19 protein-coding genes are annotated in these 23340 nt (G+C 74.0%); 10 read left to right on the top strand and 9 right to left on the bottom strand.

Features of this window, described 5'->3' with window-relative positions; translation table 11 throughout:
• Positions 1-182: 182 nt before the first annotated feature.
• Positions 183-830, bottom strand: coding sequence for a prepilin peptidase (locus D7193_RS29375; protein WP_120783020.1), 648 nt, complete (start codon positions 828-830; stop codon positions 183-185).
• A 10-nt stretch (positions 831-840) separates the two neighbouring features.
• Positions 841-1839 (bottom strand): EamA family transporter, encoded by a 999-nt coding sequence (locus D7193_RS29370; RefSeq protein WP_120782898.1) that lies wholly within the window; start codon positions 1837-1839, stop codon positions 841-843.
• Between the two features lie 405 nt (positions 1840-2244).
• Between D7193_RS29370 and D7193_RS33800 the strand changes: the two genes are divergently transcribed.
• On the top strand, positions 2245-2754 hold the full coding sequence (locus D7193_RS33800) for an LppU/SCO3897 family protein (protein ID WP_174242773.1): 510 nt from the start codon (positions 2245-2247) through the stop codon (positions 2752-2754).
• Positions 2755-2881: 127 nt separating this feature from the next.
• Entirely contained in the window at positions 2882-4123 is a 1242-nt protein-coding gene (locus D7193_RS29360) for an ATP-binding protein (protein ID WP_120782896.1), read from the top strand.
• Positions 4124-4178: 55 nt separating this feature from the next.
• Here the strand turns inward: D7193_RS29360 and D7193_RS29355 are convergent, their stop codons facing one another.
• Positions 4179-4730 (bottom strand): GNAT family N-acetyltransferase, encoded by a 552-nt coding sequence (locus tag D7193_RS29355; RefSeq protein WP_120782895.1) that lies wholly within the window; start codon positions 4728-4730, stop codon positions 4179-4181.
• Positions 4731-4865: 135 nt separating this feature from the next.
• Here D7193_RS29355 and D7193_RS29350 point away from each other — a divergent pair, with 135 nt between their 5' ends.
• Both D7193_RS29350 and D7193_RS29345 read left to right on the top strand, forming a co-directional pair.
• Entirely contained in the window at positions 4866-5411 is a 546-nt protein-coding gene (locus D7193_RS29350) for a DoxX family protein (protein ID WP_120782894.1), read from the top strand.
• 216 nt (positions 5412-5627) lie between these two features.
• Positions 5628-7067, top strand: a complete 1440-nt coding sequence (locus tag D7193_RS29345; RefSeq protein WP_120782893.1) for a glycosyltransferase 87 family protein — start codon at positions 5628-5630, stop codon at positions 7065-7067.
• Positions 7068-7118: 51 nt separating this feature from the next.
• On the opposite strand, the gene D7193_RS29340 is transcribed toward D7193_RS29345, so the two are convergent.
• The 5 genes from D7193_RS29340 to D7193_RS29320 form a co-directional block, all read right to left on the bottom strand.
• A complete protein-coding gene (locus D7193_RS29340; RefSeq protein ID WP_120782892.1) occupies positions 7119-7547 on the bottom strand; it encodes a molybdenum cofactor biosynthesis protein MoaE in 429 nt (142 codons plus the stop codon).
• The gene (locus D7193_RS29335; protein ID WP_120782891.1) at positions 7544-8803 is read right to left on the bottom strand and encodes a molybdopterin molybdotransferase MoeA; all 1260 of its coding nucleotides are present in this window, start codon (positions 8801-8803) and stop codon (positions 7544-7546) included. Before D7193_RS29335 ends, D7193_RS29340 begins: the two co-directional genes overlap by 4 nt.
• A gap of 76 nt (positions 8804-8879) precedes the next feature.
• Positions 8880-9350: a MogA/MoaB family molybdenum cofactor biosynthesis protein gene (locus D7193_RS29330; protein ID WP_120783019.1), complete on the bottom strand. Its 471-nt coding sequence runs from the start codon at positions 9348-9350 to the stop codon at positions 8880-8882.
• Positions 9347-9838 (bottom strand): cyclic pyranopterin monophosphate synthase MoaC, encoded by a 492-nt coding sequence (gene moaC / locus D7193_RS29325; RefSeq protein WP_120783018.1) that lies wholly within the window; start codon positions 9836-9838, stop codon positions 9347-9349. The genes D7193_RS29330 and moaC overlap by 4 nt, the downstream gene beginning before the upstream one ends.
• Before the next feature lie 353 nt (positions 9839-10191).
• Positions 10192-13323, bottom strand: coding sequence for an AfsR/SARP family transcriptional regulator (locus D7193_RS29320; RefSeq protein WP_120782890.1), 3132 nt, complete (start codon positions 13321-13323; stop codon positions 10192-10194).
• A 444-nt stretch (positions 13324-13767) separates the two neighbouring features.
• Here D7193_RS29320 and D7193_RS29315 point away from each other — a divergent pair, with 444 nt between their 5' ends.
• The 5 genes from D7193_RS29315 (at position 13768) to D7193_RS29295 (ending at position 19665) form a co-directional block, all read left to right on the top strand.
• On the top strand, positions 13768-16281 hold the full coding sequence (locus D7193_RS29315) for a putative bifunctional diguanylate cyclase/phosphodiesterase (protein WP_120782889.1): 2514 nt from the start codon (positions 13768-13770) through the stop codon (positions 16279-16281).
• A gap of 47 nt (positions 16282-16328) precedes the next feature.
• Positions 16329-17672 (top strand): glycosyltransferase family 87 protein, encoded by a 1344-nt coding sequence (locus D7193_RS29310; RefSeq protein ID WP_120782888.1) that lies wholly within the window; start codon positions 16329-16331, stop codon positions 17670-17672.
• A 9-nt stretch (positions 17673-17681) separates the two neighbouring features.
• Positions 17682-18314 carry a phosphoribosyltransferase gene (locus D7193_RS29305; RefSeq protein ID WP_120782887.1) on the top strand — a complete coding sequence of 211 codons (633 nt, stop codon included), beginning with the start codon at positions 17682-17684 and terminating at the stop codon, positions 18312-18314.
• A gap of 19 nt (positions 18315-18333) precedes the next feature.
• On the top strand, positions 18334-18729 hold the full coding sequence (locus D7193_RS29300) for a TFIIB-type zinc ribbon-containing protein (protein WP_120782886.1): 396 nt from the start codon (positions 18334-18336) through the stop codon (positions 18727-18729).
• Between the two features lie 255 nt (positions 18730-18984).
• On the top strand, positions 18985-19665 hold the full coding sequence (locus tag D7193_RS29295; RefSeq protein ID WP_120782885.1) for a maleylpyruvate isomerase N-terminal domain-containing protein: 681 nt from the start codon (positions 18985-18987) through the stop codon (positions 19663-19665).
• Between the two features lie 37 nt (positions 19666-19702).
• On the opposite strand, the gene dnaB is transcribed toward D7193_RS29295, so the two are convergent.
• Positions 19703-21109, bottom strand: a complete 1407-nt coding sequence (gene dnaB, locus D7193_RS29290) for a replicative DNA helicase (protein ID WP_120782884.1) — start codon at positions 21107-21109, stop codon at positions 19703-19705.
• Positions 21110-21509: 400 nt separating this feature from the next.
• On the opposite strand from dnaB, the gene D7193_RS29285 reads away from it, so the two are divergent.
• Positions 21510-23201, top strand: a complete 1692-nt coding sequence (locus D7193_RS29285) for a hypothetical protein (protein ID WP_120782883.1) — start codon at positions 21510-21512, stop codon at positions 23199-23201.
• Positions 23202-23340: the final 139 nt, after the last annotated feature.

The following is a 23340-nucleotide window of genomic DNA, read 5'->3' as shown; positions in this document are numbered from 1 at the left end:
GCTCCGCCCTGAGCGGGCGGTTCGCGCTGAGCCGGCGATCCTCCGGGGGCGGAAGGGTGCGCGGGCGTGATGCCTCAGAGTCATAAATATGCCTGTGAGGCATCGCGCTCGTCGCGGCATGACCGCCGCGCCGCGCCTCCACGTCCACGGCGGCGCCGGTCCCTCGTCACCCTCCCGGGGGGTCACGTCAGCAGCAGGGCGAGCCAGGCACCGGCCAGGATCGCGGGGCCGAAGGGCAGCGCGGTGTCCCGGCGGATCCGGCGGGTGGCGAGCAGCGCGAGCGCCGCCACGCCGCCCAGAACGTGCGGAAGGACCAGCCCCCACCCGACGGCCGGCCAGCCGGACCAGCCGAGTGGCAGGCCGAGCACCGTCGCGAGCTTGACGTCGCCGAAGCCGAGCCGGGAGCCCGGCAGCAGCGCCAGGACCACGTGCACGCCGAGGGACACGCCGGCACCGGCGACGGCCGACGCCAGTCGGTCGGGCGTACCGGTGATGAGCGCGACCGCGACCAGCCCGAGCGTGCCGGCGGCCGCCGCACAGGCCACCAGGAGATCGGGGAGCCGCAGGCAGGCGACGTCGACGGCCGCGAGCACCAGGCCGAGCGCGGCGACCAGCAGGAACACGGGCAACGCCGGGTCACCGGGGCGGGCGGCGGCGAGCCCGCCGAAGGCCACCGCTCCGGCGGCCGCCAGAGCGGGACGGGCCACGGGTGCCGTGCGCGCGGTGCTGCCGGGACCGGCCGCCGTGACGAAGGGGCGGGCGAGCGCGGGTACGGCCGCTCCGGCGAACAGGCCGACGAGCGCGGCGACGGTCGGCGGGCCGGCGGACACCGGCCGCACGTTACCGGCGTGCCGGGTCCGGCGCGGTCCCCCGACGCGGGCGTTCGGTGGTCACGACCAGGGCCACGCCGGCCACGATGACCGCGCCGCCGAGGAGCACCTGCGTGGTGATCGGCTCGGCCACCAGCAGGGCCCCGAGCGCCACGGCCACGGCCGGGTTGACGTACGCGTACGTCGCCACGAGCGAGATCGGCGCGTGCTGCAGCAGCCAGACGTACGCCGTGAAGGCGACCAGCGAGCCGGCGACCATGAGGTACGCGAGCGCCAGCCAGGAACGGGTGCTCACCTGGGCCGGATGGAACTCGCGCAGCTCACCTCGGCACACCGCGAGGACGGCGAGCACCGCCGCGCCGGCGAGCATCTCGTAGACGGTGGCCACGAACGGGTTGGCCGGCATGCGGATCCGCCCCGAGAGGAACGATCCGACCGACCAGGAGACGGCACCCGCGACCACGGTGAGCGCCCCGGCCAGCGGCACGGCACCCGACCCGTCGGTTGGCACGACCAGCAGGACCAGCCCGAGGAAGCCGAGCGTGACCCCGGCGAAGGTCCAGAACCGGGGCCGGTCGCCGGTGACCGTGCGGAGCAGCACCACCAGCAGCGGCACGGTGGCGACCAGGAGGGCGGCGATGCCGGAGGGCACCGCCGTGCCGGGCGGGCCGGACTCGGCGAGCACCACCAGCCCGTTGCCGCCGGCGAGCAGCAGCACACCGACCAGCGCCGCGGAGCCGAGCTGCCGCCGGTCCACGCGGAGCGCGCCCGGCCCGCCCCGCAACCGCAGGACGAGCGCGAGCACCGCGGCCGCGGCCGCGAACCGGAGCGCCGCCGAGACGAGCGGCGGCAGGGTCTCCACCGCAATCCGGATGCCCAGGTAGGTGGAACCCCAGAGCACGTACACCAGGACCAGCGCGGTCCAGACGAGGGCGGGGCCGGGTCCGGTGGCGACGGACAGGCCGGCGGGGTCGGCGGTCCGGGTCGCACGTGGGGGAGTCGAGCTCATCGCTGGTCCACGCTACGGTGACGTCGGCGTCGGTGTCCCGCGTTGGTGGCCGGCCTCTCACCAGTGTCCAGGAGGGCGTTCATGGCGAACTACGGATCACCGGGCGACAACGTCCCGGACCCGTGGCGCGGGCAGCGGCCGTACCCGGCGTACCCCGGCCCGGAGCAGCAGGCCGGCTACCCGCCCGCCGAGCCCCGGCCGCACTACGGCGAAAGCCCCCGATACGAGGGCTTCCGCCACGACGAGCGACCCCGCTACGCCCCCGGGCCGCCGTACGCGGCCGAACAGCCGTACGCGAGCGAACCGCGCTACACGGCCGAGCAGCCGTACGCGCCCGAGCAGCCGTACCCGCCCGCCGGGCGGGAGCCGGCGTACGGTTCCGGCTGGGATCCGGGCAGCGGGTCCGTGTCGTACGCCGGTGACCCGGAGCCACCGACCGACCGCCGCGGACGGGGTCCCCTGATCGCGGTGCTCGCCGTGGTGGCGCTGCTCGTGCTCGCGGGTGGCGCGACGCTGTACGTCCTGCTCGGCCGCGACGACGCCGCTCCGGTGGCCGCGCCCACCGATCCCGGGCCCACGGAGCCGGCGCCCGGCGAGTCGGACCCCGACGTGGCGGATGCCCCGGCGCCGGCGCCCAGCGTGGCGGCGCCCGAGTCGTCGGCCGACCCGCGCTTCGTCAAGGTCGGCCAGTGCGTCCGCAACGAGGGCACGGCCGGCGGGAAGCCGAAGCTGCTGATCAGCGGCTGCGCGCCGAACACGTACGAGGTGCTGCGCCGCATCGACGGCACCACGAGCGGCGAGAAGGACGCCGAGGCGAAGTGCGCCAAGGTGCAGGGCTACACCAACTGGTACTTCTTCGACAGCGAGCTGGACACTCTCGACTTCGTCCTCTGCCTCAAGGAGCGGAAGTCGTAGTCGAAACTAGGGCTGTCTAGCGTGGATGCTAGACAGCCTTAGTTTTGTGTCGACGGTCTCGACACGCCGGTAGCCCCATCTATCCATATCTAGCCCGTCAGCTAGACGGCCCGATACTGTGCGATGCGTGGATCCGGTCCGCAACCCGTACGCACCGGGCGCCGGCCAGCGCCCGCCCGAACTCGCCGGGCGGGGGCGGGAACTGGACGTCTTCGACATCGTCCTGGAGCGCATCGCCCGGGGGCGGCCCGAGCGGAGCCTCATGCTGACCGGCCTGCGCGGCGTGGGCAAGACCGTCCTGCTCAACACGCTGCGCTCCCAGGCGATCAACCGGCTCTGGGGGAGCGGCAAGATCGAGGCGCGGCCCGACCAGTCCCTGCGCCGCCCGATCGCCGCCGCACTGCACATGGCCGTGCGCGAACTCGCCCCCCGGCACCGCGCGCCCGACCGGATCGACGCCTTCCTCGGCGTCCTCAAGGCGTTCGCGCTGCGCGCCGCGCCCACGGGCCGCGGCGGTGCCGCCCCGAAACTGCGCGACCGCTGGCAGCCCGGCATCGACGTCCCGGCCAGCAGCGGTCGCGCCGACTCCGGCGACATCGAGATCGACCTGGTCGAGCTGCTCACCGACGCCGCCGCGGTGGCCAGCGACGTGGGCACCGGCATCGCCGTCTTCATCGACGAGATGCAGGACCTCGGCCCCGAGGACGTGTCCGCGCTCTGCGCCGCCTGTCACGAGCTCTCCCAGATCGGTGCGCCGCTGATCGTGGTCGGTGCCGGCCTGCCGCACCTGCCGGCCGTGCTCAGCGCCGCCAAGTCGTACTCCGAACGCCTCTTCCGCTACCAGCGGATCGACCGGCTCGACCGGATCGCCGCCGACCAGGCGCTCTGCGCCCCGGCCGAGCGCGAGGAGGTGGAGTACGAGCAGAAGGCGCTCGACCTGCTCTACGAGAAGTCCGGCGGCTACCCGTACTTCGTGCAGGCGTACGGCAAGGCCACCTGGGATCATGCGCCCCGCTCCCCGATCACGGCGGCGGACGTCCGGGTCGCTGCCCCGGAGGCCGAGGCCGAACTGGCGGTCGGTTTCTTCGGTTCGCGCTTCGAGCGGGCCACGCCGGCCGAGCGCGAGTACATGCGGGCCATGGCGACGCTCTCGCTCGTCGAGGCCGAGGCGGGTGGCGCGGCCCGGGACGACATGGACGCGGCGGTGCCGACGGCCGAGATCGCCCGTGCCCTCGGCCGCAAGCCGGCCAGCCTCTCCCCGGCCCGGGACGCGCTGATCAAGAAGGGGCTCATCTACTCGGGAGAGCGGGGCACGGTGGCGTTCACCGTCCCGCACTTCGGCCGGTACCTGCGCACCCAGCCGGCCTGACCGCGACCCGGCGGCCGGCGACCGGGCGGGCTCGGTGGCGGCAGCGGCGCCGGTGTCAGACCTTCGACCAGGGCGGCGGGAACAGCACCTCGCCCTGCGGCGGCGCGGGCGCGTCGCTGGTCGCCGGGGGCAGCACCAGGGCCTGCCACGGCTCACCCAGGCCGGACCAGGGGCTCGTGAGGCCCATCCGGTCGGCCCGGCCGAAGCCGAATCGCCGGTAGTAGGCGGGGTTTCCCAGCACCACGACCAGCCGCTCGCCCAGCTCGGTCGCGGCGTCCAGGGCCGCCTGCACGACGGCGGTGCCGTGCCCGACGCGCTGCCGGTGCGGCGCCACCCCGACCGGCCCGAGGGCCAACGCCGGCGCCGGCGTGGGATCGCCGTCGGACTTCACCCGTACGCGGGTCAGCAACGCGTAGCCGACCACCTCGCCGCCGTACTCGGCGACCATGGCCAGCTCCGGGATCCAGGCGTCGCTGTCGCGCAGCTCGTCGACGAGGCCCACCTCCGGTGGCGTGGCCACGTCCGGGCGGGCGAAGGCGGCGGCGAGCACGCGCCGGACCGGGCCGGTGTCGGCCGGGTCCTCGGGTCGCAGCCGCAGCGTCGTCACGCGCGCGACGTTACCCGCCGGAAGCCGTCCATCCGCGACTGTCGCTGAATTCGGCGTGGCGCGACGTGTACGCCCGCCGATGGCGGATCGGCGGTTGCAGGGGTGGCCGGGGCCCCGAGAGGGTATGACTGAGCCATGAAACCCGTACGCTCCCTCGCCCGCGCCATGTTGAGCGGCATCTTCGTGGTCAGCGGGTACCGCAACTTCATGAACCCCGGGCGGCTGGTGCCGGCGGCCAAACCGATCACCGATCGGGTGACGCCGATGCTCCAGAGCGCCAACCCCCGCATTCCGACCGACACGGAAACGCTCATCCGGGCCAACGCCGCGGTCCAGGTTGGCGCCGGGTTGATGCTCGCGACCGGACGGCTCACCCGGCCGGCCGCGCTCGTGCTGGCCGGCACGCTGGTGCCCACCACGCTCGCCGGTCATCCCTTCTGGAACACCGACGACCCGATGGCGCGCAACAACAACCAGGTGCACTTCCTCAAGAACCTCGGGCTCTTCGGCGGGCTCCTGCTGGCCGCCGTGGACACCGAGGGCAAGCCGGGGCTGCGCTGGCGGACGGGTCACCGCATCGGCCACTCCCGACGTTCGGTGCAGCGGGCCGTCCGCACCGCCCGGCGGGAGGCGCGGATCGCCGCCCGCGCGGCGGGCACCGCCCGCCGACTCCCCGGCTGACCTGCGTCTATGCCTCCCCTCGACACACCTCACCCCCACCCAACACCGCGAATCACCTGAACCGCCCGGTAGGCGTTAACGCGGTGGAAATGTCAAAAACATGTGTGGGATCGGACACGGTCGCATAACGCGGGAGGCACTAACGTGAGGCGCCGTTCTAGGCTCCGTGCGGGACCTGGACGGGTAGGACGAGCTTGGTACGGGGGTGGCGACGCCATGCCGGCGACCGTCGGGAGACGGACGGAGCGCCTCGCCACAGTCCGGCGCGTGACGCGTGGGATCGATCGCAGGACGATTGTCCGTGCCAGCGTCGTGACCGCCGTCGTCTATGCCGCGTGGCTCGCGGTCGGCGCCTTCGGGCGGCCGTACAACTTCTTCGACATGAAGATCTACCACGGCGCCGTGGTGTGGTGGGCCACCGGTCACGAGCTGTACGGGTTCGTCGCGCCGGACACCACGCTCGGGTTCACCTACCCGCCGTTCGCCGGTCTTGTCATGCTGCCGATGGCGCACCTGCCGGTGGCGGCCGCCGGGCTGGTCAACGCCGCGGCCAGTCTGGCCGCGCTCGCCGTCGTGCTCGCCGGGCTGCTCCGCCCGATCGTCGACCGGCTGGCCTGGCCGCTGTGGTTCACCGTGGCCCTGGCCGTGCCGCTCGCCGCCGCCATCGAGCCGGCCCGCGAGACGCTGGGCTACGGGCAGGTGAACCTGCTGCTCTTCGGGCTGGTCATGGCCGACATGATCGGCCTGCGGTGGCGTTCCCGCCGGGGTCCGCACACCGACGCGGAGGACGGCCCGCTGTTGCGCTTCGTCTACAGCGGCGCGTGGGCGGGCGTCGGCATCGGCCTCGCCACGGCGGTGAAGCTCACCCCCGCGCTCTTCATCGCCTATCTCATGATCACCCGCCAGTGGCGGGCGGCCGTGACCGCCATCGTCACCACGATCGGCGTCACGATCGGCACGTTCGCGATCGTGGGCGCCGAGTCCCGGACGTACTTCGGCAGCGTCCTCTGGCAGACCGAACGCGTCGGCGCGGCCGACATGACGCCCAACCAGTCCCTCGCCGGGCTGCTGGCCCGCCTCTACGACTCGATCGAGACGCCCGGCCTGCTCTGGCTGGCGTTCTCCGTGCTGATCCTGGCGCTCGGGCTGTCCCGGGCCGCCAACTCGCACGCTGACGGCGACGAGTTGACCGCGTTCACCCTGGTCGGCCTCACCGGCAACGTGATCAGCCCGATCTCCTGGACCCACCACCTCGTGTGGGTGATCCCGGCGATCATCGTGTTGGCCGACGCCGCCGTACGCCGGCGCGAGGCGAGCCGCGGGCTGGTGCACCGCACCCTGCCCGCGTCACCGAACGGCTCGCTGCCCACGGTGAACGGCCCGCGCTCGCCGATCTGGTACCCGACGCTGACCGGGCTGCGCCACGGCATCGCCGCCGTGGGTCTATACCTGCTGTTCCTGATCTCGCCGATCTGGCCGTACGAGCACCAGCTGCCGGAGGTCTCCCACTACCAGGACGGCCTCTTCGGCGCGCTCATGGAGAACTCGCTGGCGGTGGCCCTGATCGTGCTGGTGGCCGCACTGCCCTGGCGCCCCGGCGCCGAGCCGGCGTTCTACGCCGACCGGATGGGCCGGGTGGCCGCCGCACGCCGCTGACCGGGCCGGTCGAGTGACCGGGGCCGGTCGAGCGGGCCTGGTGGCCACCCGTCAGGGGCAGTTGACCCACTCCTCGGTGCCGTCGGCGAACACCTGACGCTTCCAGATCGGCAGCCGCGCCTTCACCTCGTCGACCAACCGGGCGCAGGCCGCGAACGCCGCGCCCCGGTGCGCGGTGCTGACGGCGGCGACCAGGGCCACGTCGCCGATGGCGAGGGGGCCGACCCGGTGCGACACGGCCACCGCGTACACCTCCGGGTCGGCGGCGATCTCCGCGGCGACCTCGCGCAGGATCCGCTCGGCGCTCGGGTGCCCCTCGTACTCCAGGCTGGTCACCACGCGGCCGTGGTCGTGGTCGCGGACGACGCCCTGAAAGGAGACCACGGCGCCGGCACGCGGGTCGGCGACCGCGGCCTCGTGCGCGGCCAGGTCGAGCGGCCGGTCCGTCACCTCGCCGAACACGAGCGTCGGCGCGGTCACGACGCCCGCTCCCCGGGCAGGAGCGGCAGCGGCACCACCGGCACGCGGGAGCCCTGCTCTCCGGTGGTGCCGGGGCCGATCACCGCGAAGCCGTCGGCACCGGCCAGCCCGCGCAGCATCGCCGAGCCGACGTGCCGCACCGGGTGGGCGGTGCCGGCGGCCCGGTCCAGCCGGACGAGCGCGAGGTGCGTGTAGTCGCCGCGACCGGACACCGGCTCGGCGAGGGTCGCGTGCGGCAAGACCGGCATCGCCCGGCCCTGGAGGCCGGCGAGCAGCGGCGCGACCAGGGAGACCAGCGCCACGATCGCGGACTGCGGGTTGCCCGGCAGGCCGGCCACGAAGCGGGCCCGCCCGTCCGGCCCGGTCAACCGGGCCATCAGCATCGGGAAGCCCGGCCGCACGGCCACCGTGTTGACCACGTAGTCGGCGCCGAGGTCGGCCAGCGCGGGGTGCAGGTGGTCGACCGGGCCGTGCATCGTGCCGCCGGTCGTGCAGACCACGTCGGCGTCGGCCAGCGCCGTGCGGAGCGCGGCCACGTGGGCCGGGAGCGTGTCGGCCACCGGGCCGACCACGTCGGATGGACCGACCTCGCAGCCGTAGCGGCGCAGCCAGGCCGGCAGCGCCGGCCCGAGCGCGTCGCGGACGCGGCCCGCTCCGGGCGGACCGGCGGTCAGCAGCTCGTCGCCGAAGACCAGCAGCGCCGCGCGCGGCGCGCGGCGCACCGGCAGGGTGTCGTACCCGCAGGAGGCCGCCAGGCCGATCACCGCCGGGTCCACCGGCGTCCCGGCCGGAAGGAGTTCCTCACCGGCGTACGCCTCCTCGCCCGGCTCCCGCCATTCGGGCGTGGCCCGCGGGGTGCCCGTGACCAGGCCCTCCGGCGTCCGGTCGGACTCCTCGACCCGCAGCACGGCGGTGCCGCCCCGGGGCACCATGGCGCCGGTCGCGATCTCGACGGTGGTGCCGTCCTCGGTCAGCGGCGGGGGCGTGCCACCGGCCAGGACCCGGCCGACGACCCGCCAGGGCCCGGCGCCGCGCACCGCCCAGCCGTCGACGCTGGAGGTGGGGAACGCGGGCAGGTCGGTGCGGGTGGTCAACGGCTCGGCGAGGGTCAGCCCGTCGGCCTCGGCGATCGGCCGGGCGGTGACGGGCAGTGCGGCGGCGAGACCGACCGCGTACACCCGGGAACGCGCCTCGGCCCACGCGGCCGGCGACGGCGCGGCGGCGCGCTCGGCCGCCGGTGCGGTTTCCGTGCTCACCCGCCGAGCCTATCGGGGCGACGGGCGTCGCGCCGGGCCAGTGGTCGTGGCCGGGAGACGGTGGCCGGCGTGCCGCTCAATGGTCCCCGCCGCGGAGCTGGTCGACGGCGTGGCCGAGGATCGGCCCCAGGACGGCCAGACCGTCCCGAGCGCCGCCGGTGGAGCCGGGCAGGTTGACCACCAGCATCCGGCCGGCCACCCCGGCCAGCCCCCGGGAGAGCGCCGAGGTGGGGACGCGGTCCCGGCTGTGCGCCCGGATCGCCTCGGCGATGCCGGGGATCTCGTAGTCGAGCAGCGCGCGGGTCACGTCGGGCGTCCGATCGGACGGGGTGATGCCCGTGCCGCCGCTGGTCAGCACCACGTCGATCCCGTCTGCGGACGCGGCACGCAGGGCCGCGCCGACCGGCTCGCCGTCGGGCACCACCACCGGCTCGTCGACCTCGCAGCCGAGTTCCCGGAGGCCGGCCACGAGCAGCGGGCCGCTGGTGTCGGCGTAGACGCCGGCCGCGGCCCGGTTGGAGGCGACGATGACCCGGGCGCGGATCACGGCCGGTCCTCCGGGCGGACCCACTCGCCGGTCTTGCCGCCCTCCTTGCGCAGCACCCGCACCGCGTCGACGGAGGCCGCCGGGTCGACCGCCTTCACCATGTCGATGAGGGCGAGGCCGGCGACCGCCACCGCGGTCAGCGCCTCCATCTCCACACCCGTCCGGTCGGCGGTGCGCACGGTGGCGGTGATCTCGACGCTGTCGGCGGTGAGTGCGAGGTCGACGGTCACCCCGTGCAGGGCGATCGGGTGGCAGAGCGGGATCAGGTCGGGTGTGCGCTTGGCCCCCATGATCCCGGCGATACGCCCGACGGCCAGGGCGTCACCCTTCGGCAGGCCGTCGCGGCGCAGCAGGTCGATCACCTCGGGGGTGGTCCGCAGCCGGCCGGCGGCGACGGCCGAGCGGCCGGTCACCGCCTTGGCGGACACGTCCACCATGCGGGCCGCACCGGCGGCGTCGACGTGGCTGAGCTGCGCGGGCCCGGACAGCTGCGCGGATTCGGTCACGGCCGCGAGCCTATCGGTCGGGTACGACCGCCCGGAGCCAGCTCGCGGGCCGTCGCCCATCATCCGGCGCGGCACCGCCCGGTGCCGGCGGGCCGGAGCCGGCGATGGGGAGGAGCGACGCGTGGCGACGGTCGTGACTCGGTGCTGTCCGCACGGCCGCCCGCCGTGGCGCCGCTCCTCCCACATCACCCGCCGCCGAAGTCGCTGGGGGGGACCCGAGCGGCGGGCGACACGGCGACCCGGTTCTGACGGCATGCCAGAACCTCCCCCGTTCGCCGACCCGTCGGACCCTAAGGGGAGTGTCGATAAGAATTCGATAAGCGCCGAACCGCAGGTCAACCGGGTGCGTGCACCTCGGCGAGCCGGCGTTCGACCTCGGCGCGCTCCGGGACGCCCATCCGGCGGAAGATGGCCAGCGCCCGCTCCCAGTGCCGGCGCGCCTCGGCCGGGTCGGTACGCGCGAAGTGCTCGCCGAGGCCCGCCAGGGCCCGGCCCTGCTCGTACGGTGAGGGGATCTGGGTGGCGAGCCGCAGCGCCTCCCGGTACCTGCGAACGGACTCGTCCTCCCTGCCGGCGGCGGCCAGCGTCCGTCCCAGCTCGTTCAGCGCGGCCGCCTCGACGTACCGCTCGCCCGACTCGCTGGCCAGGGCGCGCGCCAACTCGTGCTCCCGCTGCGCCTCGGCCAGGCAGCCGAGAGCGCGGTACGAGGCGCCGAGGTCGTTGCGGACCTCCGCCTCCGCGTACCGGTGTCCCGTCCGGTCCCGCAGCGCCAACGACGCCTTCAGCAACCGGATGGCCGGGCGGTGCTCGCCGAGTCGCACCCGCACGCCGCCGATGTGGGCGAGGGCGTTCAGGATGTGGAAGTCGTTCCGGCGGATCCGCGACCAGTACAGGTGCAGGCGGTGGATGCGGAGCGCCTCCGCGAAGCGCCCGCTCGTCGCGAGGGCGAGCCCGAGGTTGGGCAGGCCCGCCGACAGATCGTGCCCCCCGTCGGCCCGTGGATCCCGCAGACTCTCCAGGCCGACCGCGACCGCCTCGCGCAGGTCGCCGCGGAACATGTAGACGACGGCCAGGTTGGCGCGGTACCGGAACAGGTTGTCGCTGTCCTGCTCCCGCTCGCAGATCGCCACTGCTCTCGTGACGTGGTCGAGTGCCGCGCGGTGGTCACCGGTGCGGAGGTGGGCGGACGCCAGGTAGTTGTGCATGGACGCGAGGCCGTGCGCGTCCCCGCAAGCCTCGGCGGCAGCCAGCCCACGCCCGTGGGTGAGCAGGATGTCGTCGAAGTAGGCGCGGATGTAGCAGAACCGCCACATGGTCCGGGCCAGACGCCAGGCGTGACCGTGGTGACCCTGCTCCTGGGCACGGACGACGAGGGCGACCAGTTCCGCCCGCTCGCGCTCCAGCCACTCGACCCCGACGGTCCCGATGGCGTCGAGCAGGTCGGGGCGGCGCGGGGGCGGCGGTGTCACCTGGCCCCGGATGAAGTCGGGTTCGAGGCGCTCGGCGGCACGCAGCGCGGTGTGCAGCATGACGTCGAGCAGCTCGGCCAGGGCGGCCCGCCGGTCCGCGGCGGGGTCCACGCGCGAGGCCAGCTCGGACGAGTACTGCCGGAGCAGGTCGTGCATCCGGTAGCGGCCGGTCTCCACCTCCTCGACGAGGTGCCCGTCCACCAGCTCGTCCAACGCCTGGGCGGCGACGCCGTACGGCAGGCCCGTCAACGCCGCCGCCATGGCCGTGCTCACCCGACCGCCCGGGTGCAGGCTCAGTGCCCGGAACACCCGCCGCGCGGTCGGGCTCAGCGGCTCGTACGACGTGGCGAAGACGCCGCCGAGCGTCCGCTGCTCCTCGGAGAGCTGCCCGAACGCGCTCGCGTCGTCGGCCAGGAGACCGGCGAGGTGGGCGAGACTCCAGGTGCGGCGGCGGGTGAGCCGGGAGCCGGCCAGCCGGATGGCCAGCGGCAGGTGACCGCAGCGCCGGACGACCTCGGCGGCCGCCTCCGGGTCGGCGGCCACCCGTTCCCGGCCGGCCGTCCGGGCGAGCAACGCGAGGCCCTCGTCCGGGGTCATCACGGGCAGCGACTCCGGCGGCCCCACGTCCAGACCCGTGAGACGCAGGCGGGAGGTCACGATGAGGACGGTGCCGGGCAGCACCGGCAGCAGCGGGCGGACCTGGTCGCCGCTGGCCGCGTTGTCGAGCACCACGACGCAGCGGCGGCGGGCCAGCTCGCGCCGCCACAGCTCCACCCGGCACGCCGCCGTGACCGGAATCTGCTGGCCCGGTACGCCCAGTTGCCGAAGCAGGGTGGTGAGCGCGGCGGCCGGCGCGACGGGATCCTCCCCGCCGTGACCGCGGAGGTCGATGAAGAGCTGGCCGTCGGGGTAGCGGTCGGCGAGCCGTCCGGCGACGTGGACGGCGAGGGTCGTCTTCCCGCTGCCGGCCATGCCGTCGATCACGTGCACCGCCGACGTGTGGCTCTCCACCCGTCGCGTCTCGGCCAGCAACCGCTCGATGGCCTCGTCGCGGCCCACGAAGTCGGTCACCGGTCGGGGCAGCCAGTTGACGGCGGTGGGTGCCGGAGCGCCCGGCCCGTCCGCCGCGGTCCGTTGTCGTGGCGGCGCGGCGTCACCCGGGTTTCCGGCCCGCGGGCCGTCCATGGCCCGACGGAGGAGCTGGAGCTCCGCGCCGGGGGCGATGCCGAGTTCCCCGCGCAACGCCTCGCGGGCACGCTCGTACGCGGCGACCGCCTCCGCCCGGTCGCCGCGGTCGTACAGCGTCCGCATGAGCAGCAGGTGGGCGGACTCCCGCAGGGGGTGCCGGCCGAGCATCTCGCGTAGCAGCGGTACGGCCCTCTCGCCCTGCCCCGCGCGGCGCCACGCGTCGGCCAGCAGCTCGGTGGCCGCGAGTCGTTGCTCCTCGCCGGCGGCCACGCGGGCGGTCAGCACCGGTCCGAGGGGTACGCCGGCCAGCATCGGCCCCCGCCAGCGGCCGACCGCCCGCTCGGCCAGGTCGACGGCCCGGGTGAGAGCGCCCTCGTCGAACCGGAGTCGCGCCTGCCGGTGCTCGACGTCGAATTGGTGTACGTCAATCGACTCGGGTTCCACGCACAACCGGTAGCCCTTTCCCTGCCGGAACAGGACACCGGCCGGGGCTCCCGCCGCCGCGAAGTTCCGGCGCAGATTGGCGGCGTACGTACGGACGTTCGGAACAGCCGAGGGGGGCGGTTCGGCCGGCCAGAGTTCGTCAATCAGTTCGTCGACCGTCACGAGTTGTCCCGGGTGCGTCACGAGCATCGCGAGAACTGTCCGCTGTTTCGGCGTCCCCAACTGCAGGGTGCCTGAGGAAAGTTGCACCACGAGGCCGCCCAGAACGTGAATCTTCACCGGTCCCTCTACTTTGGCGCGGAATTGGGTATTCACATGATCACGTACCGGAGCGTAGGACTCAATGGACCAGATCGGGCACCACATTCCCGATCCCTGCCATCACGCTCAGTAGCGTTGCCCCTCCGCCCGATCTGAGTAGTCGACGTACCCAAAGTGCGGATGAAGGATCCGGCCACCTCCGCGACACTGGAGAGGCAACCCACCGTTAACGTTCATCGGCACCCGCGATGAGACCCTGGATTGCACCGAATGGGTTAAGCGCTCTCCGCTCAGGAGTGCGGACAGAACGTAACAAATCAGCCTTAGCTTGGCTTATGTTGCGCATACCGACATTAATGCTTTCGTATTGGGCGCCATGGCTCCTAGGCTCCCCTCATCACACGAAAGGCCACCCCCAGGGAGGCCCGCCGTCGACGAGGAGGACGTGCCATGCGCAGCACCGAGTGGAACTGAGTTCTTATCGCTCCGGAACACACGGAGTACGCTGCCGGTCATCGGATACTGACGGTCGGCAACGGATGGGGTCGTGTGAGCCGGGCACGTCGCAATGAGGGACGACGGCTACAGCTGCTGGTCGGCGTTCTCGTCGCCCTGGCGTGCATCGTCGCGCTGGGCGCGGGGCTCGCCGTCCAGAGGAATCCCCCGACGTCGGTCGACGACCTGACGACACTCGCGGCCGTGGCCGTGATGATCGCTCTCGGGGCGATCGTCAAGGCGCCGCTGCGCATCAGGTCCACCGCCTTCTCCATCGCCTGGGTGGAGACCGCGATCGTCGTCGGCCTCGCACTGGCACCGCCGCCGCGGATCATCATCGCCACCGGCGTCGGCATCGCCTGTGCGTCGTTCCTCACCCGACTGTCCGCCATCAAGACCGCGTTCGGCATCGCGAAGCACACGCTCGTCGCAGGAGGTGCCACCGCTCTGATCCTGCTCCTGGGTGACCGCTGGCCACCGCAGGGGTTCTGGAACGTGATCGTCGTCCTGGGCGCGGTGTACCTGGTAGCCGCGCTCCTGGACGATCTCCTCGCCCAACCGGTGATCGCCCTCGCCGCGGGCAACAAGATCTCCCGGCAGTTCACCAGCGGCCTCGACCTCCGGCTCGCCGGTTTCGGAGTCCGGTTCGTGGTCGCCGTCTGCACGGTCTTCATCATCCGGGCCGACCCGCGGCTGCTCCTGGCCGTTCCGCCGCTCGTACTGAGCCTGCACCTCGCGTACTCGGCCCGGATCAGGGGCCGCACCGAGCAGCAGGCGTGGCAGCGACTCGCCCGGGCCACCGACGCGCTCAACGTGGTCGACCTCGACAAGGTCCTCACGACCGCGGTCACCCAGGCCGCCGAACTCTTCTCCGCCGACGAGGTCGAGATCGAGCTACGGGACGGCGGCCGCCGGGTCCGCGGCGACGCCAGCGGGTCCATCACGTACGACGGGCCGGGCGACCGGCCCACCACCGTCGACGGCACCGTGGTCCCCGCCCCGCTCGAGGGGCACGACCGGGCCATCGACGTCGGCGTGCTGCGGCTGCGGTTCCGCGGGCCGGTACAGCTCTCCGAGCGGGAGCGCTACACGTTGCGTACCTTCGCCTCGGCCCTGTGCACGGCCGTCCGCAACGCCCAGGCGTACGCGGAACTGGCCCGCGTCGCGGAGGACCACGCCCACGCCGCCAGCCACGACGCGCTGACCGGCCTCGCCAACCGCCGGCACCTCCTCGAACAGGGCACCGAGCAACTCAGCGCCCGCCACGCCGAGGGCGTGACCGCGCTGGTGCTCATCGACCTGAACCACTTCAAGGAGATCAACGACACGCTGGGACACGCCGCCGGCGACCAGGTGCTGGTACGGGTGGCCGAACTGCTGCGCGGCGCGGCCCAGGCCAACGACCTCGTGGCCCGGCTGGGCGGCGACGAGTTCGCGGTGCTGCTGCGCGGCCTCCCGGCGCCCGCCGTCGCCGCCCACCGCGCGGAGGGCCTGCTCGCCGCGCTCCACGAACCGGTCGACCTGGACGGCATGCGGATCAGCGTCGAGGCGAGCGGCGGCATCGCCGTCGCGCCGGCCAGCGGCGGGATGCCCGAGCTGCTCCGCCGCGCCGACGTGGCCATGTACCAGGCCAAGCGGGCCGGCCAGCGGATCTCCACGTACGCACCCACCCGCGACACGGCCGACGTCGGCCGGCTCACCCTCGGCGGCGAACTGCCCCGCGCGGTCGCCGACCACGAGTTCACGGTCAACTTCCAGCCCATCGTCGACCTCGGCACCGGCGAGATCACCGGCGCCGAGGCGCTCGCCCGCTGGCACCACCCCACGCACGGGCTGATCGACCCGCTGCGCTTCCTGGAGGCCGTCGAACGCTCCGGCCTGCTGCCCGCCTTCGCCGAGGCGATCCTCGACCAGGCCCTCATCGCCGCCAAGACGTGGCAGGACGCCGGTTTCGACGTACCGATCGCCGTGAACGTCTCCCCGCGCAGCCTGCTGGACGCCCGGTTCCCCGGCTCGGTGCTGGCCCGGCTGCGCGCGCACGACCTCCCGCCGGACCGGCTGGTCCTGGAACTGACCGAGACGCTCACCCTCAGCCAGCTCGACGTGGTCGACCGGGTCCTCAGCCGCCTGCGGGACGAGGGCGTACGGCTCGCCCTGGACGACTTCGGCACCGGCTACTCCTCGTTGAGCCTGCTCTCCCGGATCCCCGTGCACGAACTCAAGATCGACCGGAGCTTCGTGACCGCCATGGAGACGTCGGCCGAGGCCGCCGCCGTCATCCGCTCCACCCTGGACCTCGGCCGCAGCCTCGACCTCGCCGTGGTGGCCGAGGGCGTGGAGAACGAGCCGCAGCGCCGGGCGCTCTGGGAGCTGGGCTGCGCCGCCGGCCAGGGGCACCTCTTCGCCCGTCCCATGCCCGCCGGCACGCTCCTGGCGGCACTGCAGCGCGGCTCCGGCGGCAAACCGGGCACCTTCGCACCGCCGCTCCACGACGCCGGCGCCGTGATCCGCCTCGGACGGCGCGCGACCGGCCGCGGCCGCGAGCGGCTACCGCACCAGCCGGCCTGACCACACGTACCCCGGCGGCACACCTGCCATCTGCCAGACTGGCCCGCGTGACCGCCGCAGCCCCGCCCTCCCGCCGCCGAGGCTGGCAGGCCCTCGACGCCGCCGCCGGCGGCCTCGCCCTCGACCTCACCCTGTACGCCGCGTCCGCGGCCTTCGCCGCGGTCACCGCGGCCACCTCGACGCTGCTCCCGCACCGGGCGTGGGGCGGCATCGCGGCCGTCGGCTACCTCGTGGCCGCGCTGGCCGTCACCGGGCAACTCCTGGTCCGCCGTCGCGATCCCGGCTCCCGGCTCGCCGGGCTGCCGGCGCGGTGGGCGGTCACGGCGTTCGCCTGGGCGGCCGCCACCCTGCTGCCGCTGGTCACCCAGAGCGTCGAACGCGCCTCCGGCCGCGCCGACCGGGCGCAGGAGGAGGTGCTCGTCGTCGAGCAGGCCGGCAGCCGGCTCGCGTCGCACGGCACCCCGTACCTCGGTCACGACGCCATCGCCGCCCTGCCCGCCGACGAGCGGCTGCTCGGCTACACCCCCTACCAGCCGGGCATGGCGCTCTTCGGCCTGCCCCGCGCGGCGGCCGGCGGCTGGTGGACCGACGCCCGCGTCTGGTTCGCGATCGGCACCGCGCTGGCGCTCGCCCTCGCGGTCCGCGTACTGCGCGACCGGCCGCGGCGGCTCCCCGCCGCGGCCGACCCACCCCGTCACGCCGCCGCCCTGCTGCGCGCCGTGCAGGCCGCCACCGTCCTGCCGATCTGCGCCCTCACCCTCGCCACCGGCGGCGACGACCTCCCCGTGCTGGCGCTGTGCCTGCTCGCGCTCGCCCTCGCCGCGACCGGGCGCCCCGGCCGCGCCGGCGTCGCGGTCGGGCTCGCCGGCGCCCTCAAACTCCTCGCCTGGCCGGTCGCCGTGGTCCTCGTCGTCTGGGGGCTCACCCGCCGGTCCGGCATCCGGGTCGCCGCCGGCGCCGTCGGGCTTCCCCTTGCGGCGCTGGTGCCCGCCCTCCTCGTCGACCGCGACGCGCTCGTCGAGAACGTGCTCCGCTTCCCGCTCGGCCACGGCCTGGTGACCAGCCCCGCACAGTCCCCGTTCCCCGGGCACCTCATCGCCACCGGGCTGCCCGGTGGCCGGCTGATCGCCGCCGCACTGCTGGTCGCCACGGGCGCCGCCATCGCCGTCCGGCTCGTCCGCCACCCGCCACGCACCGCCACCGCCACCGCGCTGATCTGCGGGTACGGGCTGCTCGCCGCGATCCTGCTGATGCCCTCGACCCGGTTCGGGTACCTCCTCTACCCGCTCGCCCTGCTCGTCTGGACGCCCGCCCTGCGCGACCCGGCCGAGGCCACCGCCGAGCCGGCCCATTCCGGCAACTGGCGGGCGGTGGCGCGCGGCAGGGCGTAGACCTGAGGCATGACGACCTACCGCGACCGCGCCGAGGCGGGCCGGGTGCTCGCCGACCGGCTCAAGGGACTGATCGGCGAACCGGACGTCATCGTGCTCGGCCTCGTACGCGGCGGCGTACCGGTGGCGCAGGTGGTCGCCGAACGCCTCGGAGCGCCACTGGACGTCCTGGTGATCCGGAAACTCGGCATGCCGTGGGCCCGCGAGGTCGCCTTCGGCGCGCTCGGGCCCGGAGGCGTGCAGGTGCTCAACGAACAGGTCGCGAGCCGGCTCAGCTCCGACGAGATCGCCGAGACCAACCGGCGCGAACAGGCCGAACTGGAGCGCCGCGAACAGCTCTACCGGGCCGGCCGGCCGCCGCTGGACCTCAACGGGCGGACGGCGGTGATCGTCGACGACGGCCTGGCCACCGGCGCCACCGCCCGCGCGTCCGTCGAGGTCGCCCGCCGGCTCGGCGCCCGGCGCGTGATCGTCGCCGTGCCGGTGGGTTCGCAGGAGGCGTACGAGATGCTGTCCGCCGAGGCGGACCAGGTGATCTGCGCCCAGCACCCACCGGAGTTCATGGCCGTAAGCACGTACTACGACGACTTCCACGAGGTGAGTGACGACGAGGTCACGGAGACGTTGACGGCAACCGCGTGACACGACCGGGTACCGTCGGGTGATGAGCCTCACCTGTCCCAAATGTCATGGAGAAATGCGCCAGTACGAGCGCAGCGGCGTCGTCATCGACCAGTGCGGCGAGTGCCGGGGGATCTTCCTCGACCGCGGCGAGCTGGAGAAGTTGTTCGAGGCGGAGGCCAACTGGAGCCGCCAGCAGGCCGCCGCCGCACCGGCCGGCCAGCCGGCACACCAGCCCGGCGGGTTCCCGCCGCCGCCCCCCGCGCCCGCCCCGCACCAGCCGGGCTACGGGGCGGTGCCGCCGCCCCCGCCGCCACCGCCCGCGCACGGCTACCCGCCGGCTCCGGCGTACGGCCACGCGCAGCAGCACCACGGCTACCACGGGCACTACCGGCGCAAGAAGCACAAGAGCTTCCTCGACGACTTCTTCGGCTGAGCCCGGCCGCGCGAGCGTCAGACGGCCGGTCCGGTGTCCGCCGGGCCGGCCGTACCGGGGTGCCGGGTTGGCGCGGCGTGGCGCGGAACGTGACCTCGTGCCGCGCCCGGCGTGCCGTCTGACCGGGCGGTACCGGCGCGCCACGTTGCCGGCCGGCGTCGCTGCCGGCCGTGGCCGCGTGCCGCGCACCCGGCGTGCCGTCCGGCCGGCCGCGCCGTCGTGCCGGTCGGCCCGGGTCGTGCGAAGCTGCATCCCATGACCGCCGTCCGGCAGCACGACGCGTTGGCCGAGGCGTACCAGGGGGTCACGGCCGTGGTCGCCGACCTCACGGACGCCGACCTCCAACGACCGACCCGGTGCCGGGGTTGGCTCGTGTACGACCTGCTGTTCCACGTGCTCTGCGACGCGCAGCGGGCACTGGTGGCGCTGGCCACCCCGGTCGACGGCCCGGCCGACGTCGACGACGTCGGCTACTGGCGGGCAGCGCCGTACGGTGCCGGCGAGGCCGGGGCGCCTCACGCCCGCTGGGTCCGCCGGGTCGCCGCCGCTTTCGACCGCCCGTCGGGCGTGGTGCGGTACTGGTGCGACACCGCCCCCGCCGCCGTACGCGCGGCCGCCGCGGCCGACCCCGCCGGATTCGTGGCCACCCAGGGTCACGTGCTGCGGGTGCCGGACTTCCTCGCCACCCTCACCACCGAGGCGGTCGTTCACCACCTCGACCTGGTGCTGGACCTTCCGGACGCGCCAGCCCCCGGGCCACTCGCCACGCGGGTCGCCACAGCCACCATGGACGGCCTGCTCAGCGACGATGCCGTCCGGCCGGCGAGCTGGGACGACCCGGAGTTCCTGCTGAAGGCGACCGGCCGGATCCCGCTCACCGACCGCGACCGCCGGGATCTTGGCGAGGTCGCGGGCTGGTTCCCGCTGCTCAGCTGAGCCCCGGCGGGCTGGCCGGGACTCTGGCCACCGGCTCTCAGACGATGGCCATGTCCACGAAGCGGGAGAGGTGCAGCTGTGCCGCGACGGTCACGGTGTCCGTGGGGCCATTCCTGTGCTTGGCAACAATGAAGTCCGCCTCTCCGGCGCGCGGCGACTCCTTGTCGTAGTAGTCGTCACGGTGCAGCAGGATGACAACGTCGGCATCTTGCTCAATCGAACCGGATTCGCGCAAATCGGACAATTGCGGTCGCTTGTCGGTACGCTGCTCGGGGCCACGGTTCAGCTGGCTCACCGCGATGACCGGGCACTCGACCTCCTTGGCCAGCAGCTTCAGCCCTCGGGAGAGGTCAGCTACCTCCTGCTGCCGGCTCTCGGTGCGCTTGGGCGAGGTCATCAGCTGGAGGTAGTCGACCACGATCATCTTGAGGTCGTGCCGCTGCTTGAGCCGGCGGGCTTTCGCCCGGATCTCCATGAGGTTCATGCTCGGCGTGTCGTCCACGAAGAGCGGCGCCTCACTGATCTCGCCCATGCAGCGGGCCAGCTTCGTCCAGTCGTCGTCGGAGAGCTGGCCGCTGCGCAGCACGTGCAGCGGCACTCGCGCCTCGGCCGAGAGCAGTCGCATGACGATCTCGACCTTGCTCATTTCCAGCGAGAAGATCGCGGCCGCCTGGTTGGCGCGAATAGCCGCATTTCGGGCAAAGTCCATGCTTGCCGTAGACTTGCCGAGACCCGGCCTCCCTGCAACGATCACCAATTGGCCCGGGTGGAGGCCGTTCAGGAGACGGTCCAGGTCGGTGAAGCCGGTCGGCACACCGGTCATCACACCGCCCTGGGCGCCCACCGCCTCGATCTCGTCGAGGGTCGGTTGGAGCATGTCGGCCAGGACGGCGAAGTCCTCGCTGACGCGGCGCTCGGTCACGTCGTAGACGGCCTGCTGGGCGAGGTCGACGATGTCGTCCACGTCGCGGCTGCCGCCGTTGGTGGTGCCGTAGCCGAGCTGCACGATCTTCGTGCCGGCCTCGACGAGCCGGCGGAGGATGGCGCGCTCGCTGACGATCCGCGCGTAGTAGGCGGCGTTGGCGGCCGTCGGGACGCTCGCGATCAGGGTGTGCAGGTAGGGCGCGCCGCCGACGCGGACCAGCTCGCCCGCGTCGGCCAGCGCGGCGGCCACCGTGATCGAGTCGGCCGGCTCGCCCCGGCCGTAGATCTCGAGGATGGTGTCGAAGATGGTGGCGTGGATCGGCCGGTAGAAGTCGGTGCTCTTGAGGATCTCGACGACGTCGGCGATAGCGTCCTTGGAGAGCAGCATGCCGCCGAGGACGCACTGCTCGGCCGCCACGTCCTGTGGTGGGGTCCGGTCGAACTGGCCGTCCCGCTGCGCGGGCGCGGGCTGTTGCCCGCCGGCGCGCGGCTCCGCCCGCATGTCATCGGTGACCGACACCGGTCCCCCCTCCGCTGCGTCGGTTCCTCGCCCCAGCTCTACCGTCCGGGTGCGACACTTCTGCCGACCGGGCCGGTCGATCGGGGGTCATCGCGCCGGCGGTCGGGGGGCCAACCATACGGAGTCCGAGGTCAGCCACTCAACACCGGCGGTGGACGAGCCTCGGGACAACCTGTGGACGTCGGTGGACGAGCATGTGCGCAGCGTGTGCACAGCCTGTGGACAACCGTTGGGGAATTCACGGCCACACGCCTCTGAGCAGGGGAGACGCGATCCCCAGGCTGTGGAGGGAAAGTTTTCGGTCGGGTCGCTGACTCGTTCGTCCCGTACTATCTCCAGCGAAACGGCTACACCTGGACAGCGGATTGCGCCATCGGTTGAGAAGGGTCACGCTCCGGCCGTGAGTTACCGGGACTGGGGACGCGGGGAGGGCGACCCGCGTGCGCGTCAGCCGATCTCATCGTGGGACGAGCGTGCCGCCGCAGCTCCGGTCGACGCGTACCTCCCCGGGGAGCGGGAACGCACGGCGGGTCGGCGCCGGTCTCGGGCGCCCGAGCAGGAGGAGCCGGTCGACGCCTACCTTCCGCGGTGGGCGCTGGAATCCGGGGTCCGCCGGGCCGACGGTGGTGGACGGCACGCCGCGCCGGACGACGAGGATGACGAGCCCGACCGGGTGGCCTCCGGCGGTTGGCGCACCACCGAGACGACCAGCAGTTGGCACCGGGTCCGCGAGACCCGGTGGCAGGAGCCCCCGGCGATCACGTCGGGCGCGGATTCGGACCACACCGGTGAGTGGACCTTCGACCGTCCACAGGGTCGGGGGTACGTGGGCAGCCGGCGCGCCGACGCGGCGGACGAGGAGCCGGTGTCCGGTTCGTTCGCCGAACGTCGCCCCCGCCGGGCAACCACCCGCCGCCCGCAGGTGACCTGGTCGGGTGGCGAGGAGCCCTCGACCGGGAAGCCCGCCGAACGGCGGGAGGCCGAGCGGGACCGGCCGACCCGGCGGGCGCGGCGTGCCGCCGAGGAGTCGTGGTCCCGGCCCGAGGAGCCACGGTCCCGGCCCGCCGCAGACCCGTGGGATCGGGCGTCGCGGCGCGACGATCCGGACCCGGCGTACCAGCCGGCGGTGGATCCCTGGGACGCCTCGGGCGTGCACACCTGGCCGGCGTCCGGTGAGGTGGACCGGTGGGACGCCTCGGGTGTGAACGCGCTGCCCACGGCGGGTACGGCCGACCGCTGGGACGCCTCCGGCGTCAATGCGCTGCCCGCGCAGGGTACGGCCGACCGCTGGGACGCCCCGCGCGGCGGCGGTGCGGCGGACCGGTGGGACAGCACCGGCCAGTGGGAGCAGCCGGGGGTTCCCGGCCGCTGGGACCAGCCGGACAGCACGGGCCAGTGGGAGCGGGTGGCGGGCGCCGGCCCGTGGGACCGCACCGAGCCGCCGCGCTCCCGGCGGGCCGACGAGGAGGGCTGGCCCGCGCAGGACGAGGGATTCTGGTCGGGCACCCGGCTGGCCGGCGACGATCCGCGGTGGATGGATCCGTCGGCGTCGGCTCCCCGTTCGCCGGCGGTGTCGTACACGGCGCCGCGGCCGCGCAGCGCGCCCGGGGCGTACGGGTCGGGCCGGCGGCCCGACCCGATCGGCGCGCCCCGGGGCAGCGGCCGCCCGACCGTACGCCGGCGGGTCGACGTGGGGACGGGTCCCTGGCAGCGGCGCCTGGAGGACGACCTGCTCGACCCGGACCCGGGTGGGCCGTTCCGGCCGCTGCTCTACACGGCCGCCTGCTACCTGATCCCCGCCGTACTGATCTTCGCGTGGCTGCTGACCCTCGACGCGAATCCGCCGGCGGGCTGCGTCACGGACATCACCGGCGGTGGCTGCGACTCCGCGCGGGCGCACGCGCTCGACTCGCTCGTCGCGGGGGCGCCCCGGTTCGGGTTGGCGCTGGTCAGCAGCCTCGTGGTGGCGGCGCTGTTGCGTCGCGTGGGCACCACCTGGCGGGCCACGACCGTCGCGCTCGCCTCGGCGGTGGTGGGCGGAGGTCTCTCCACCGTGATGATCAGCGCGGTGACCGGCCAACCCATCGGCTGACCTCCGCGCGTACTGCCGCGTGCCCGGCCGATGATCGACACCGGTGTCGACGAGGTGTCGGCGAGGTGCCGGCGTCCGGACCACGGCGGATCCGCGACACGGCGTGGATCGCGGTCGTGCCGGTGGTCATGCGAAAGGG

It is taken from the genome of Micromonospora costi (assembly GCF_003626655.1).
Taxonomy (GTDB): domain Bacteria; phylum Actinomycetota; class Actinomycetes; order Mycobacteriales; family Micromonosporaceae; genus Micromonospora; species Micromonospora costi.
The sequence above is the reverse complement of the archived record's forward strand: the minus strand, read 5'-3'. Positions and strand labels throughout refer to the sequence as shown.